The sequence below is a fragment of the Jejuia spongiicola genome, assembly GCF_023502325.1.
Taxonomy (GTDB): Bacteria; Bacteroidota; Bacteroidia; order Flavobacteriales; family Flavobacteriaceae; genus Wocania_A; species Wocania_A spongiicola.
On record NZ_JAMFLZ010000002.1, the window covers coordinates 281,089 to 297,310 of the forward strand.

Here is a 16,222-nt window from a genome sequence, read left to right on the forward strand (position 1 = left end):
GTATCTAATACTACAGAAAGCATATTTGTTTAAGAAAAAAAAGCTCCTTAAGTAATTTTAACTAAAGGAGCATTTGTATAAGGTTTTATTTTATTGTTTCTCTATCCAATTTTTAGCATTCACAAAAGCTTCTATCCAAGGAGAGACTTCATCTTTTCTGCCTTCAGGATAATAAGCCCAATTCCATTGAAAAGTAGAACGCTCAATATGAGGCATAGTCACTAAATGGCGACCTGTTTTATCGCTCATCATAGCAGTGCTAAAGTCTGAACCATTAGGATTAGATGGATAACCTTCGTAGCTATATTTGGCAACAATATCGTACTTGTCTTCAGAATATGGTAAGTCAAACTTTCCTTCTCCATGAGAAATCCATACACCCAATTCAGTTCCAGCTAATGTTGAAAGCATCACCGAATTGTTATCTTGAACTTTTACAGAGGTAAAGGCACTTTCGTGTTTCCCAGAATCGTTATATGTTAATTTGCCATGAACTTCGTGTTCTGGGTTTACTAAATCTAACTCCATCCATAATTGAGCCCCATTACAAATACCAACAGATAAAGTATCTTCTCTTTTAAAAAAATCATTAATAACTTTATTCGCCTTTTTATTGTATTTAATAGCTCCAGCCCATCCTTTAGCAGAGCCTAAAACATCAGAGTTGCTAAATCCTCCAACGGCTCCTAAAAATTGAATATCTTCGAGAGTCTCACGACCAGAAATTAAATCGGTCATGTGTACATCTTTTACATCAAAACCAGCTATATACATGGCATTTGCCATTTCACGTTCTGAATTGCTTCCTTTTTCACGTAAAATAGCAGCTTTAGGTCTTGGCTTGCTTTTATCAATTACAGGAAGTTTTCCAGTAAACTGATTTGGGAACGTATATTGTAATGTTTGATTTTTATAATTGTTGAATCTGTCTTCAGCTAAACCTTTTGCGGTTTGTTTTTGGTCTAACAAGTAAGATGTTTTATACCATACATCACGTAAACGTGACACAGTCATTGTAAATACTTCAGCGTGATTAATAATACTTAAAACATCACTTTCAGTTACTTTTCCAATGTTGTTAAAAGAAATTCCAGCTTTATTCAAGGCAGATTCTATTGAAGCATCTTTAGATTGAATTACAATTCCAGCATTTTCAGAAAATAAAGTTTTAAATGAGTCTTTTTGATTTAATTCTGTAATATCTAATTCGGCTCCTAGGTTATTATCTGCAAAACAAAGCTCTAGTAAGGTAGTAATTAATCCACCAGAAGCTACATCATGGCCAGCCACAATTTGTTCGTCTCTTATAAGTTGTTGTATGCAGTTAAAAACATTCTTTACATATTCAGCAGATTTAACCGTTGGTGTATCGCTTCCTATTTTATTATTTATTTGAGCAAAAGAGCTTCCTCCTAATTTAAATTCGTCTTGAGATAAGTTGATGTAATAAATATTACCTTGATTCTTTTTGAATACGGGCTCAATAATTTTTGTAATGTCATCGCAATTGGCTGCAGCTGAAATAATAACGGTTCCAGGGGCAATCACTTCTGCATCTGGATATTTTTGCTTCATTGATAAGGAATCTTTTCCTGTTGGAACGTTGATACCTAAATCTATTGAAAACTCTGAAATGGCTTTTACAGCATCATATAAACGAGCATCTTCACCTTTGTTTTTACAAGGCCACATCCAGTTTGCAGACAAAGAAACACTCTTTAGTCCATCTTTTAAAGGGGCCCAAATAATATTGGTTAAAGCTTCAGTAATACTATTTCTACTTCCGGCAGCTGGATTTATTAAAGCTGAAACTGGTGAGTGTCCAATTGATGTTGCTATACCTTCTTTCCCTTTATAATCTAATGCCATTACACCTACATTATTTAAAGGTAATTGTAAAGGTCCAGCACATTGTTGTTTAGCTACTTTTCCACCAACACAACGGTCTACTTTATTGGTAAGCCAATCTTTACAAGCCACAGCTTCTAACTGTAATAGTTGATGTAGATAATCATAAAATTTATCCGTATTATAAGTTACACTATCGTAAGGGCGCTTTATTGCAGAATCTACCATGATGGTTTTTGGAGAACTACCAAACATATCATTCATAGCCAAATCCATAGGCTTGTCACCTTTGGTTTTCGATTCAAAAGTAAAACGGTCATCTCCAGTAACATCACCAACGGTATACATTGGAGAACGTTCACGATCAGCTATTTTATTTAAGGTTTCAATATGTTCTTCTGAAATAACCAATCCCATTCGCTCTTGAGATTCGTTACCAATAATTTCTTTTGCAGAAAGTGTTGGATCACCAACAGGTAATGCGTCTAAATCTATTTTTCCTCCAGTATCTTCAACCAATTCACTTAAACAATTTAAATGGCCTCCAGCACCATGATCATGAATAGATACTATAAAATTTTCATCACTTTCTACCATGCCACGAACAGCATTCGCTGCACGTTTTTGCATTTCTGGATTAGAACGTTGAACAGCATTAAGTTCGATACCTGAAGCGAATTCTCCAGTATCTGCAGAAGATACAGCAGCTCCCCCCATTCCAATACGATAATTTTCGCCGCCAAGAATTACAACTTTATCACCTTTTTTAGGTGTATCTTTTAAAGCTTGGTCTGCTTTTCCGTAACCAATTCCGCCAGCTTGCATAATCACTTTGTCGTATCCTAACTTCCTGCCATCTTGTTCATGTTCAAAAGTTAGTACTGATCCACAGATAAGAGGTTGGCCGAATTTGTTTCCAAAATCAGAAGCTCCATTAGAGGCTTTAATTAAAATGTCAATTGGAGTTTGATATAACCAATCTCTAGCCTCAAACTTTTGCTCCCAAGGTCTATCTTTTTCTAAACGCGAATAAGATGTCATATAAACTGCTGTTCCTGCTAGGGGTAAAGATCCTTTTCCACCAGCAAGGCGATCTCTAATTTCGCCCCCTGAACCTGTAGCGGCGCCGTTAAAAGGCTCTACGGTAGTAGGGAAATTATGGGTTTCTGCTTTTAACGAAATAACAGAATCAAAATCTTCTGTAGTATAATAATCCGGAACATCTGCTCTTTTTGGAGCAAATTGTTCAACTCTAGGGCCTTTTATAAAGGCTACATTATCTTTATAAGCAGAAACAATATCATTTGGATTCTTTTTTGAAGTCTCTTTTATCATTTTGAAAAGCGACTCTGGCTTTTCTTCACCATCAATTACAAATGTACCGTTAAAAATTTTGTGTCGACAATGCTCTGAATTCACTTGAGAAAAACCAAATACTTCAGAATCGGTTAATGGCCTTCCAATTTTATTTGCAACACCTTCTAAATATTCAACTTCTTCATCACTTAATGATAAACCTTCTTGTTTATTGTATGCAGAAATATCTTCAATATTTATAATAGGTTCTGGTTCAATATCAATAGTAAATGAGTCTTGATTTAATCCATTAAATTTTTCAGAAATCATAGGATCGAAATCTTTGAACTCTTCTGAAACTGCCTGAAACTCTTCAATTCTGATAATATCAGAAACGCCCATATTTTGGGTTATTTCAACAGCATTCGTGCTCCAAGGTGTTATCATTGCTGCACGCGGGCCAACAAAAAAAGCATCTAGTGATGCTTGTTCTATTTTTGGCTGGTTGCCAAATAACCATACTAATTTTGAGATGGTTTCAGTTGATAATTCTTTTGTTGTTTGAACAGCAAAAATTTTGCTATTTGTGTTTCCAAAGAAATGAATCATTATGTCTTAGATTGTGTTGTGTTTAACAAAGTGCAAATTTAGGTTTTTTAGTGGTATCTTTTTAGTAAAAAACACACTTAATTTTAGAGTTATTCACGATGTTTTGAACATTCATTTATTATTTGGGCGTTACCACAAGGGTCGCGCTTTCGGCAGTCGCTCCCTCCTACGTCGGGGAGCTTCAACAAATGCCTCAATCCCTAACGCACTTGTTAGTGAATTTCTATATTCAAAATAAAAAAACCGAGGTTCATTAACCACGGTTTTTAATATTGAAAATTATAACGTGTTAAAAGAAGTAACCTACACTTAATTGTAATACTCCGTTTTTATTTTTCAAACTACCAACATCGTTAATATTAGATAAACCTAAAACATAACGTGCTCCAAAATTAAGACCATTATCTAGTTTATAGCCAAGGCCGAAATTTACACCAAAATCTGTTGTTTTAAAAAGATCTTTATAATCTTTGGTGCCCCCTTTAGTAGAGAGTAAAAAACCAATTTGAGGTCCAGCTTCAAGGCTCAATCTTTTTGTAACATAGTACTTTCCTATTAAAGGAATATTTAAATAGTTTAGAGCTATATTACCCTCAGTGCTAATGCCTGTGTCATAACCTTGTCCAGAATATAATAATTCTGGTTGAAAAGAGAATTTCTCTGAAATTTTAATTTCGGACATAACTCAAAATTAAAACCGGTTACTGTTTGGTCTTTTGAGGTGTTGTCTCCTGTAATTGTGGCGAAATTTAAACCGCCTTTAATTCCAAATATAACGTCTTGTGCGTTAACATGTGCTAACCCAAAAACGGCGATAGCTGTTACTAGTAATAGTTTTTTCATTGTTTTAAATTTTTGATTATTTAAAACAAATCAAATACTTTCTCTATGTGTAGGATTATTTTTAAAACCGCTTTAACACTTTTAACCATTTTTATCAGAACCATTTCTTATTTTAACATAAGAGATTCTTAAATTAAAAGCGTAATTAGAAATTTAAATTAAGCTTTACGCTCCAAAAGAGCCATATAAAACCCATCAAAACCAGATTGATGCGCTAGCACTTTTTTATCTTTTACTAAAGTAAAATTTTCTCCAGCTTCAGAAGCCAAAAAAGTTTTTACTTGTTTTTGGTTTTCAGAAGGGAGTACAGAACAAGTTGCATATACCAGTTGCCCGCCAGCTTTAACCATTCTAGAATACTGTTGTAAAATTTCTTGTTGTGTGATTTTTATTTTTTCAATAAAATCGGGTTGTAATTTCCATTTAGCATCTGGATTTCTTCGTAAAACACCTAAACCAGAACACGGGGCGTCAATTAAAACGCGATCGGCTTTATCATAAAGTTTTTTAATAACTTTGGTCGATTCAATAACACGATTTTCAATGTTGTGTGCACCGTTTCGTTTAGCGCGTCGTTTTAATTCATTTAATTTATTACTATAAATATCCATAGCAATAATTTGCCCTTTGTTTTCCATTAAGGATGCAATATGTAAAGTCTTTCCACCAGCACCAGCACAAGTATCTACTACACGCATCCCTGGTTTTACATTTAAAAACTCAGCTACTAGTTGCGATGAGGCATCTTGTACTTCAAACCAGCCCTTTTTAAAAGCTTCTGTAGCAAAAACATTAGCACGTTCTCTTAATTTTAAAGCATTAGGGTATTTTTCTAAAAACTCAGTTTCAATGTTTGAGTCAAATAATACTTCCTGAAGTTTTTCTTTAGTGGTTTTAAGTGTGTTAACTCTTAAAATAACATCGGCCTGTTCGTTTAAAGCTGCTACTTCTTTACTCCAAACAGCATCACCTAGCTCTTTTCTGCCAATTTCGTCCATCCAATCTGGAATAGATTCTTTGAACTTTCTAATTTTAGATAGCTCATCAAAGCGACCTTTTATTTTACGCAATGGTGTACCTTCAAAATATTTCCAATCTGGTAGTTTTATACCTTTTAAGGTTGCCCAAACAGCAAACATACGCCATAGGTTGTCTCTGTCAAATGGTTCTTTTACATCAGCAATTTCTGCATATAAGCGTTTCCATCGTACAATGTCATATGTAGTTTCTGCAACAAAACCTCTGTCTCTTGCACCCCAACGTTTATCACGTTTTAAAAGTTGTTGAATAACTTTATCGGCATACTTCCCTTCATTAAAAATTAAAGTTAAACCATCAATAACCGCAAAGCATAAATTTCTGTGTAATCGCATTGTAAAATATTAAGCACGCAAAGGTACGTTAAAAGTTTATTTGTTTTAAAATATTACTTAAGGATTAAACTTTTTCGTTGGTCTGTGGTCTAAATATAAAATTCACCCAAAAATGAAACTAACTTATTATATTCTATTTTTTGCATTTACACTTTTTTCATGTAGCAAAACTGAAGTCATTTCTAGTCCAACTGATGATGAAGTTTCTAATAGTTCAAAACCTAATATTCTGCTTGTTATTGCTGATGATATGGGGCTAGACGCTACACCAGGTTATGATGTTGGAAGTATAAAACCAAATATGCCAAATTTAGAGTCCATGATTAGTGAAGGGATAAGATTTACTAACACTTGGTCTTATTCGGTATGTACACCAACAAGGGCTAGTATTTTAACTGGTAAATATGGTTTTAGAACTCAAGTTATTAAAGTTGATGACGAATTATCTACTACTGAGACATCTATTCAGAAATATTTAGATAATAATAATTCTGGATATAATCATGCAGTTATTGGAAAATGGCATTTATCAAAGAGCGTTAATCATGCAAACGATATGGGTGTAGGATATTATGCTGGTGTTTTAAGCGGAGGTGTAAAATCCTATTCTGATTGGAACTTGACTCAAAATGGGCAAACGTCTAATTCTAATGAATATACAACAACAAAATTTACAGATTTAGCGATTGATTGGATAGATAATCAAACTGAACCTTGGTTTTTATGGTTGGCTTATAATGCGCCACACACGCCTTTTCATCTACCTCCAAATAATTTGCATTCGCAAGGCAATTTACCTACAGACGAGGCTAGTATAAGTGCAAATCCAACGCCTTATTATATGGCTATGCTAGAGGCAATGGATACAGAAATGGGAAGATTGTTAAACTCACTAAGCGAGGAAGAGCGAAATAATACCATAATTATTTTTATTGGAGATAATGGAACACCTAATCAAGTTGTACAGTCTTATCCAAGTATGCGAGCTAAAGGAAGTATTTATCAAGGAGGTGTAAATGTACCTATGATAATTTCTGGAAAAAATGTAGAAAGGGTAGGAGCGACAGAAGATGCTTTAATAAATACTACAGATTTATTTTCAACTATTGCAGATATAGCAGGTACAAATACTACCGAAATGAATGATAGTAAAAGTTTTAAACCTATGTTATCTGCTTCCAATGAAAATATAAGAGATTATATATATGCTGAGGTTGGCCACAATAATGGCACTTCAGATTATGCAATAAGAGATAACATATATAAGTATATCAAGTTTTCAGATAATTCAGAAGCTTTATATAATTTAGTTAATACTCCTTTAGAGAACGTTAACTTATTAAACGCTTCTCAACTTCCCTTAAGTACAGAGGAGTCTCAGGCCAAAGAAAATTTGGAAACCGAAGTTTCAAGAATAAAAAACCTATAAATTTTAATTTGACATGAAAGCATTAAAACACCCTTTAAGTTTGATTACGTTATTAGTTTTGATACTAGTAGCTTGTTCAAACAGTGATGATTCTGTAACAGTAGAAGAAGAAGTGGTAAATACAGATTATGATATAACATCGATACTTTCAAAGTTTGAAGGTACAAATTTGTCATATTCAATAAGCGGAAACACTGTAACATTTAATACACAAGATTTGCCAAACCATACAAGCCCTTATTGGCCAACAAGTAACCCTTTATATGAAGCTTACAATGGAACAAATACAAATTGGAATCAAAATCCAGGTTCAATTGGTGCACAAAATATTGAGTTTACCATTACATTGCATCCAGCAGAGGCTACAAACAAGCAAGCCACTAGTTTAGGACCCATTGGGATAGCTAGAAATGGCGTTGTTTTTTTTAACCAATATGCAGCAGGAAATTCGCCTTTAGCAGGAGAAATTAATTCTTTTGATCAATGGTTAGGCCATCCAGCTATGACACAGTATCATTATCATGTAGAACCTACATATTTAACTCAAGAATTTGGAGAAGATGCTTTTATGGGGTTATTGTCAGACGGATTCCCCGTTTACGGACCTGTTGAGAATGGTGTTACGCTTACCTCTTCAGATTTAGATGATTATCATGGACATACAACAGCTACTGCCGACTTTCCCGAAGGTATTTACCATTACCATGTCACAGCAGATGATCCATATATAAACGGAAATGGATATTTTGGAACTCCAGGAAATATATCAAACTAGTTGAAAAATAGTTTAAAACATATCGCCTTTTTAGTTTGCATTTGTATTTCGTGTAATTCTGTACATGACAATGTCATTATCGATGCATCAAACCCAAATATCAAACTCAATAACGGAGTAGTTTACTATAATAATATTCCTTTTTCTGGAGATTTAATAACACATTATCAAAATAAGCTATTGAAATCTGATATAGAATATATAAGCGGAAAAAAGCATGGTTTTGAAAAACATTGGAATATTGATTCTGATTTAGTTATTGAACGTAATTATTTAAAAGGTAAAAAGACAGGAATTCACAGGGCTTGGTGGAATAATGGAAATTTAAAATTTGAATATCACTTTAATGAAAAAGGTGAGTATAATGGAAGTGTGAAAGAATGGTATGAAACCGGGCAACTTTTTAAAGCGTTTAATTATGAAAATGGTAAAGAAAAAGGTAGCCAGAAATTGTGGTACGAGGATGGAAAAATAAAAGCAAACTATGAAGTGGTTAATAGCGAACGTTTTGGTTTAATAGGGCTAAAAAAATGTTATCAAGTAACCGTAGGTAGTGATGAAATTAAATGATCTTTATTTTAAATATAAACGTATGAAACATTATATTTTAATTGTATTAGCGATTGCTTTTTTTGGTTGTAAAGAGAGTAAAGAGGAAACTTTTAAAGCTGAAGTTTTACCATACTTTAATAGTGCCGATTTTACTCCAGAATGGAAAAAAGGATCACATAAAATCCCTCAGTTTTCTTTTACAAATCAAAACGGAGAAAACATTACAAATAATACTTATAAAGATAAAATATATGTAGCAGATTTCTTTTTTACTACCTGTCCAGGGATTTGCCCAAAACTCACAAAAAATATGGGAAGCCTTCAAGAAGCTTATAAGAATGATGATGATATTATGTTATTATCACACTCGGTAATGCCTTGGGTAGATAATGTTGAAAAACTAAAAGCATATAGCTTAGAGAATAGTGTTAATCCTGAAAAATGGAATTTAGTTACAGGTGATAAAGATGCTCTTTATAATATAGCGCGTTATGGCTATTTTGCTGATGAAGATTTTGCTAAAACTAAAGATGAAGATGAGTTTATACACACCGAAAATTTTATTTTGGTTGATAAGCAAGGATATATCCGCGGTGTTTATAATGGTACAATTGCTTTAGATGTAAAACGTCTAAGAAGACATATTGAAATACTAAAGGAGGAAGTATAATACTATTAATAATTCCTTTTAGGTTTTTTAGAAAAAAATAATAATAAGTTTATTAAAAAGCTTTGCATTTGTTTGCGAAGCTTTTCTATTTTTATAGAAATTTGAATTTTATGAAACAAATTGCTTTTGTATTATTAGTTATAGTGTTTTTTTCTTGCAAGCAGGAGGATAAGTTTGTGTCAAGGGATATATCTTCAATTGAATTTAATCATCTTTTAGAAGATTCTTTGTTGAATGTGAGGGCTGTTGAAATAGATGAAAAGGGAGTATTAAGTTTTACAGCATCTAATGGAGATATTGGAGGTAACTCGTTTTATAGTTCTGGAGAACAAATTGAGGTAAGAAGTAAAGTCAAAAATGACTCTTTAATACCTAATTTTCGTTCTTTAGCTATTCCAAACAATCAAATAGGCTTCGCTTTGGGAATTGGTTCTCCTGCTCAATTATTTAAGATTGATATTGAATCAATAAAACTAGTCTACCAAGAAAACCACCCAAAAGCATTCTACGATTCCATGGATTTTTGGAACGATGAGGAAGGTATTGCTATTGGAGATTCAACCGATGGTTGTTTAAGTGTTATAATTACTCGAGATGGAGGAAATACATGGAACAAATTACTATGTGAAGATTTGCCAAAAGGAACAGAGAACGAAGGAGCCTTTGCTGCAAGTGACACTAATATAGCTATTGTAGGTGATAAAACATGGGTAGCTACTACAGCAGGAAGAGTATATTATTCTCCAGATAAAGGTAAAACTTGGGATGTATTTGAGACTCCAATAGTTAAAGAAAAAGAAACTGAAGGTATTTATTCAATTGATTTTTATGATGAGCTTAATGGGTTTGCTATTGGTGGTGATTATACTAAGCCAGATGATAATGCAGCGAATAAAATAAGAACAAGTGATGGCGGGAAAACTTGGGAGTTGGTGGCTCAAAACAAAAACCCTAATTACAGAAGTTGTGTTCAATATATTCCAAACAGAAAAGGAAAGGAGCTAATCGCAATTGGTTTTAAGGGTATTGATTATAGCAATGATTCAGGAACTACTTGGAAGCATTTAAGCGATGAAGGCTTTTATACTATTCGCTTTTTAAATGATAGTGTTGCTTATGCTGCAGGAGCTGGAAGAATTTCTAAGCTAACGTTTAGAGAATAAAAATATTAAAGTATTTAGTCAAACTGAAACAAGTTCAGAACTAATCTCTTTTTTTGCCTCCTTGGTGCCTTCTTCTAATTTGTTCAAATAATTTCCTGTTAAACTCTTCCTCAGCAATTTTTAGTAATAATATTTTTTTAGGAGAAATTATTGCTTTTAATTTACTTGCTAATGTAGCACGTTCATTATGGATACTGTTTTCAGCTTCTGTTAATCTATTCAATAATTCTTGTGCTTTTTCATCAGTTAGTGTGTCGTAACCTCTCTTAATTTCTTGTCGAATTTTTCTAATCTTTTCATGCTTTAAAGTTCCCATTTTTTCATCATAAGCATTGTATATAGGCCAAAACTGTTGTGCTTCTTTTTCAGTTAAATCCAATTTTTCTGTTATGTGAGCTACTTTAAGTGCTTTAATGCGTTCTTTTCTCTCTTTTCCTTGCGAGAAAGCAGTTAAGGTTAAACTTGCGAAAAGGAATGTTATTATAATTTTTTTCATCTATTCTATTTTTTTTGTCTTATAACTTCTCAGAAGACAATGATTTTTGTTAACCGAATATATATTGGGGTTTTCATACTTTATTCTATTAGTAAGTCTTCAATGTTTGCATTGTCTAACAAATAATCTTCTAACGATTCTTCAGAGATATCTGTATTTGTAAATACTTCCGAATTTAATTCATCTTCGGTTAATAATGATGCAAACTCGTAACTTGTAAAGTCTTCTTCTACTAAATAATTCTCGATAGATGCTATTTCTAACGATTCATATGTGACTTTCTCTGGAGTGTTAAAAACAACGTTAAACATTAGTACTAAACTTGCAGCTATTGCTGATACATAAGCAACTTTTTTCAAAGAAAATAAAGGGATAACTTTAGCTTCATTTTTATTTTCGAGTTTACTTAAAATTTTATCATTAACAGTTTCAAAATAATCGTTTGGAACTTTAAAACCTGCAGATTTAATAGTATCTAATTCGTTACCATCTCTTAATTTACTAAAAAGCCTATCATCAAAAGATTCAAAGTATTTCTCAGGGGTTTTATGACCTGAAGTTTTTATGTTATGTAAATTAATTTTTTTCATCTGTTTGTTTGACTAAATGATTACTTAAAGGTTTAATCTTTAGTTAAATAGTCTTCTATTTTTTTTACTGCAATATGATAGGATGCCTTTAAAGCCCCTTCACTGGTTTCTAAAATATCTGACATGTCTTTATACTTTATATTTTCAAAATACTTCATATTAAAAACCAATTGTTGCTTTTGTGGTAAAGTTGCTATAGCTTGTTGTAGTTTTAACTGAATAGCATCACCCTCAAAATAAACATCAGTAGTTAAATTATTTATTGCAATTTGTTGCACCTCTTCATTAGTTACCTGTAATCGCTTTGCGTTTTTATTGATGAAAGTAATAGATTCGTTTGTTGCTATTCTATACATCCAGGAAAACAGTTTACTATCTCCTTTAAAGGTATTAATATTTTTATAAATTTTTATAAAAGTATTTTGCAGTACATCGTCAGTATCGTCATGAGATTTTACTATGTTTCGAATGTGCCAATACAAGCGTTCCCTATAAAGCGTAAGCAAAGTTTTAAATGCCTGTTCTTTATGGGCTTCAGATTTTAATTGTTCTAAAAGCAACACTTCGTCAATCAAAGAAAAATAGTTTGGTTGTTAGACTACTAAATATACTAAAAGTTTAATGCGAATTTTTTTAAATTTTTATAAAAAATCAATTACCTGATAATCAATTGATTGAATTATTTTTTATCGATAAAGTGTATGTTAACAACGATTAAATGCATATTTTTCTTGTGTAGTCAGTTTTTTTGCTTTATGTTTGTATCAGAAACCTACTTATGTTGTTAGTCGTCCCCAAGTCTAGCAATGAATAAAAAAAAGGATAGAAGCCCAAATCTCTATCCTTTTTTTGTGTTTATATGTATAGTTTTCTATTCTAAACTTTGCATTTCTACTAACTTTTTATAGGTGCCATTTTTAGCAATAAGATCTTTGTGCTGTCCTTGCTCAACGATTTCACCTTTCTTTAAAACCACAATTTCATCAGCATTTTGAATGGTAGAAAGCCTATGTGCAATAGCAATTGATGTTCTGTTTTTCATCATATTTTCTAAAGCAGCTTGTACGACTCTCTCACTTTCGGTATCCAATGCAGAAGTTGCTTCATCTAAAATCATTATTGGCGGATTTTTAAGAACAGCACGGGCAATGCTTAAGCGTTGTTTTTGACCACCAGATAGATTGACACCAGAGTCACCAATATTAAAATCTATACCTCCTTTTAAATCTTTAACAAATTCCCAAGCATTTGCCACTTTTAAGGCTTCAATAACATCATCTTCAGTTGCATTAATATTGTCGTTCCCAAGTTTTAGATTATTTTTTATGCTATCGTTAAATAGAATGGCATCTTGGGTAACTATACCTAATTTATTCCTTAGTGACGAAGTGGTTAATTCTCGTATATCTATGCCATCAATTAAGATTTCTCCTTTGTTTACATCATAAAAACGTGTAATCAAATTAGCAATAGTAGATTTTCCGCTACCAGATTGACCAACAAACGCTATCATCTTTCCTTTAGGAATGGTTAAAGAAAAATCTTTTAGTACATATTCATCTTTATATTTGAATGAAACGTTTTTGAATTCTATTTCAGAATCAAAAGATGTTTTTTCAATAGCATCTGCTTTATCCTTTAAAGGATTAGGAGTATCAATGATTTCTTGAATTCTTTCTGCAGCAGCACCACCTCTTTTAATATTGTAAAGCGCTCTTGAAATGGCTTTTGCAGGTGTTAGTATATTATATGATAAACCCATGTATACTAAAAACGTACTACCTTCTAAAGTTGTATCGCCTCCAAGGACCAGGTTTCCTCCATACCATAGAATAACAGCAATCATACAAATACCTAAAAATTCACTACTTGGTGATGCTAAATTTTGACGGTTAAGTAATTTATTTGAAAAATGATAAAAGCGAGTTGTTGATTCTTGAAACCTTTCATTAAACTTATCTTCAGCATTAAAACCTTTAATGATACGCAATCCTGTAAGTGTTTCTTCTAATGTTGATAAAAACACGCCTTGTTCTTTTTGTACACGATCTGATTTTCGTTTTAAGCTTTTTCCAATTTTTGATATAATAAAACCCATTATTGGAATAAAAACGAAAATAAACAAGGTTAACTGAGGGCTTATGTAGAGCATTATTGTAATAGTAAAAATAATAGTTAAAGGTTCTCTAACTATAAGCTCTAAAACAGATAAGAATGAGTACTGTAAATCTAAAACATCACTGGTTACTCTTGATAAAATATCACCTTTTCGTTGCTCTGAAAGATATGATAATGGTAATTCTATAGTCTTTTTATAAACCTTATTTCTAATATCTCTAATAACTCCGTTTCTAAGAAAAACCAAAAAATAATTGGCTAAGTATCCGAAAATATTTTTTAATAAAAACATTACCACAATTAATCCAACAACAAAAATTAGTGCTTTTGAGTCATCTCCGCCAGTAAATTGGTGCATATTATATGCTAGCAAGTCTTTGGTATAGTTGTCAATTTCCATAAGACCTGTATAAACAGGTTCAACAGGAACAACCTGAGCAATTGCTTCTCCACTGCATGGATCGACACTATCTTTCTTAAAAATAACATCTAGCATTGGTTTTAGCGCCACGAATGATAGCGTGCCAAATAAAGCAAAAAACACATTAGAAATAATGTGTCCTATTGCATAACTTTTATAAGGTTTAGCGTATTTTAAAATATTAATAAAATGATTCATTAGCTAAGTTGCATATCTTTAACAATTGCTGCTATTTTTGCATCAAGTTGATTTTCAACGGTTTTAAATTCTGATGCCGAATTTAAAGTTGTGTTCACGCTTATATAGAATTTTATTTTTGGCTCTGTTCCACTTGGTCTCAAAGCAACTTTACTACCGTCTTCAGTATAATAAATTAATACATTTGATTTTGGAATATCTATTACAGATTCTTCGCCAGTTAACATATTTTTTGAAACTGATAATTGATAGTCTTCAATTTTAACCACTTTAGAACCATTTACTAAAGTTAATGGGTTTTTACGAGCATCAATCATCATTTGTTTTATTTCTTGAGCACCTTCTATACCTTTTTTGGTTAGTGAAATTAAGTGTTCTTTATAAAAACCATGTTCAACATATAAGTCAATTAATTCTTTATAAAGCGAACCGCCATTTGCTTTTGCTTGAGCTGCGATTTCGCAAGCTAAAAGGGTAGAGGTTACAGCATCTTTATCGCGTACAAAATCACCAACCATATACCCGAAACTTTCTTCACCACCTCCAATAAAATTAAGGTCTTTATAATCATGAATTAATTTCGCAATCCATTTAAAGCCTGTAAGAACAATTTTACTTTCAACATTATAAGAATTAGCAAGATTATTTAACATTGGTGTTGAAACTATTGTAGACGCTATAAATTCTTTACCAGTAATTTTACCTTCTTTTTTCCATTGTTTAAGAAGGAATTCTGTCATCATTAACATGGTTTGATTACCGTTAAGTAGTTGTAGTTCGTTTTCTGAATTACGAACAGCAATACCTAATCTATCACAATCAGGGTCGGTACCAATAACTATATCTGCATTTACTTTATTTGCTAACTCTAAAGCCATTTTTAAAGCAGCAGGTTCTTCAGGGTTTGGAGAAACTACTGTTGGAAAATCACCATCTGGTATTTCTTGCTCTTTTACAATATGTACATTTTTGTACCCAGCGCGTTTTAAGGTTTCTGGAACTGCAGTAATTGATGTTCCATGAAGTGATGTGAAAACAATAGTCAAATCGTCTTTTGCTACTTCAGAAGTATTAAAACTCCCGTTGTTTACAGAGGCATTAATGAAAACATCATCAACATCTTTTCCTATATAATGAATTAAATCATCATTGGCTTCAAATTTTATATCGGCATAATCTAAATTATCTATCACATTAATAATTGCATTATCATGTGGAGGCACTAACTGCCCACCATCTTGCCAATACACTTTGTAACCATTGTATTCTGGTGGATTGTGCGATGCAGTTAAAACAATACCACAGTGACAGTTTAAATGTTTTAGTGCAAATGATAATTCTGGTGTTGCTCTTAAATCTTCAAATAAATAGACTTCTATTCCGTTTGCAGAAAATACATCGGCAACTACTTTTGCTAGTGATTTACTATTATGTCTGCAATCGTAAGCAATTACTGTTTTTGGTGTTTCATTAGGAAAAGATTTGTGTAAATAATCGCTTAACCCCTGAGTGTTTTTTCCTAAAGTGTATTTGTTGATTCTGTTGGTCCCAACTCCCATTATGCCTCGCATTCCACCTGTTCCAAATTCCAAGTCTTTATAAAAACTTTCTTGAATGTCTTCTGGGTTGTTAGCAATGCTATCTTTTATGATTTGCTGAGTTTCTGCATCAAAAGCAGGAGTTAACCATGTATTAATTCTATCTAAAATTTCAGGTTTAATATAAATCATGCGAGTGTTAATTAGTTACATGGTACAAAAATAAACATTTCAGTAGTTTGTTTGTTGTTTTTATAATTAGAAATACATTTTTATAACTAAAACGTTTTAGGGATTAGAAGG

Annotated in this window: 13 protein-coding genes; 5 read left to right on the forward strand and 8 right to left on the reverse strand. The window is 32.3% G+C overall.

Features of this window, described 5'->3' with window-relative positions; translation table 11 throughout:
• Positions 1-90: 90 nt before the first annotated feature.
• From purL to M3P09_RS05240, 3 genes are all read right to left on the reverse strand, one after another.
• Positions 91-3,753 (reverse strand): phosphoribosylformylglycinamidine synthase, encoded by a 3,663-nt coding sequence (gene purL / locus M3P09_RS05230; protein ID WP_249972290.1) that lies wholly within the window; start codon positions 3,751-3,753, stop codon positions 91-93.
• 289 nt (positions 3,754-4,042) lie between these two features.
• Positions 4,043-4,435 carry a porin family protein gene (locus M3P09_RS05235; protein WP_249972291.1) on the reverse strand — a complete coding sequence of 131 codons (393 nt, stop codon included), beginning with the start codon at positions 4,433-4,435 and terminating at the stop codon, positions 4,043-4,045.
• 319 nt (positions 4,436-4,754) lie between these two features.
• The gene (locus M3P09_RS05240) at positions 4,755-5,969 is read right to left on the reverse strand and encodes an RsmB/NOP family class I SAM-dependent RNA methyltransferase (RefSeq protein ID WP_099564260.1); all 1,215 of its coding nucleotides are present in this window, start codon (positions 5,967-5,969) and stop codon (positions 4,755-4,757) included.
• 112 nt (positions 5,970-6,081) lie between these two features.
• Here M3P09_RS05240 and M3P09_RS05245 point away from each other — a divergent pair, with 112 nt between their 5' ends.
• From M3P09_RS05245 to M3P09_RS05265, 5 genes are all read left to right on the forward strand, one after another.
• Positions 6,082-7,398, forward strand: coding sequence for a sulfatase-like hydrolase/transferase (locus M3P09_RS05245; protein ID WP_249972292.1), 1,317 nt, complete (start codon positions 6,082-6,084; stop codon positions 7,396-7,398).
• A 13-nt stretch (positions 7,399-7,411) separates the two neighbouring features.
• Positions 7,412-8,173, forward strand: coding sequence for a YHYH protein (locus M3P09_RS05250; RefSeq protein WP_249972293.1), 762 nt, complete (start codon positions 7,412-7,414; stop codon positions 8,171-8,173).
• Positions 8,174-8,743 (forward strand): toxin-antitoxin system YwqK family antitoxin, encoded by a 570-nt coding sequence (locus tag M3P09_RS05255; RefSeq protein ID WP_249972294.1) that lies wholly within the window; start codon positions 8,174-8,176, stop codon positions 8,741-8,743.
• 22 nt (positions 8,744-8,765) lie between these two features.
• Positions 8,766-9,395 carry an SCO family protein gene (locus M3P09_RS05260; protein ID WP_249972295.1) on the forward strand — a complete coding sequence of 210 codons (630 nt, stop codon included), beginning with the start codon at positions 8,766-8,768 and terminating at the stop codon, positions 9,393-9,395.
• A 110-nt stretch (positions 9,396-9,505) separates the two neighbouring features.
• The gene (locus M3P09_RS05265; RefSeq protein WP_249972296.1) at positions 9,506-10,558 is read left to right on the forward strand and encodes a WD40/YVTN/BNR-like repeat-containing protein; all 1,053 of its coding nucleotides are present in this window, start codon (positions 9,506-9,508) and stop codon (positions 10,556-10,558) included.
• 40 nt (positions 10,559-10,598) lie between these two features.
• Here M3P09_RS05265 and M3P09_RS05270 read toward each other — a convergent pair whose 3' ends face one another.
• The 5 genes from M3P09_RS05270 to M3P09_RS05290 form a co-directional block, all read right to left on the reverse strand.
• A complete protein-coding gene (locus tag M3P09_RS05270) occupies positions 10,599-11,054 on the reverse strand; it encodes a Spy/CpxP family protein refolding chaperone (RefSeq protein WP_099564256.1) in 456 nt (151 codons plus the stop codon).
• Between the two features lie 80 nt (positions 11,055-11,134).
• Complete coding sequence (locus M3P09_RS05275; protein ID WP_249972297.1) at positions 11,135-11,644, reverse strand: hypothetical protein; 510 nt, start codon at positions 11,642-11,644, stop codon at positions 11,135-11,137.
• A 32-nt stretch (positions 11,645-11,676) separates the two neighbouring features.
• The gene (locus tag M3P09_RS05280; protein ID WP_099564254.1) at positions 11,677-12,219 is read right to left on the reverse strand and encodes an RNA polymerase sigma factor; all 543 of its coding nucleotides are present in this window, start codon (positions 12,217-12,219) and stop codon (positions 11,677-11,679) included.
• 296 nt (positions 12,220-12,515) lie between these two features.
• Positions 12,516-14,381: an ABC transporter ATP-binding protein gene (locus M3P09_RS05285; protein WP_249972298.1), complete on the reverse strand. Its 1,866-nt coding sequence runs from the start codon at positions 14,379-14,381 to the stop codon at positions 12,516-12,518.
• Entirely contained in the window at positions 14,381-16,111 is a 1,731-nt protein-coding gene (locus M3P09_RS05290; RefSeq protein WP_249972299.1) for a phospho-sugar mutase, read from the reverse strand. The genes M3P09_RS05285 and M3P09_RS05290 overlap by 1 nt, the downstream gene beginning before the upstream one ends.
• Positions 16,112-16,222: the final 111 nt, after the last annotated feature.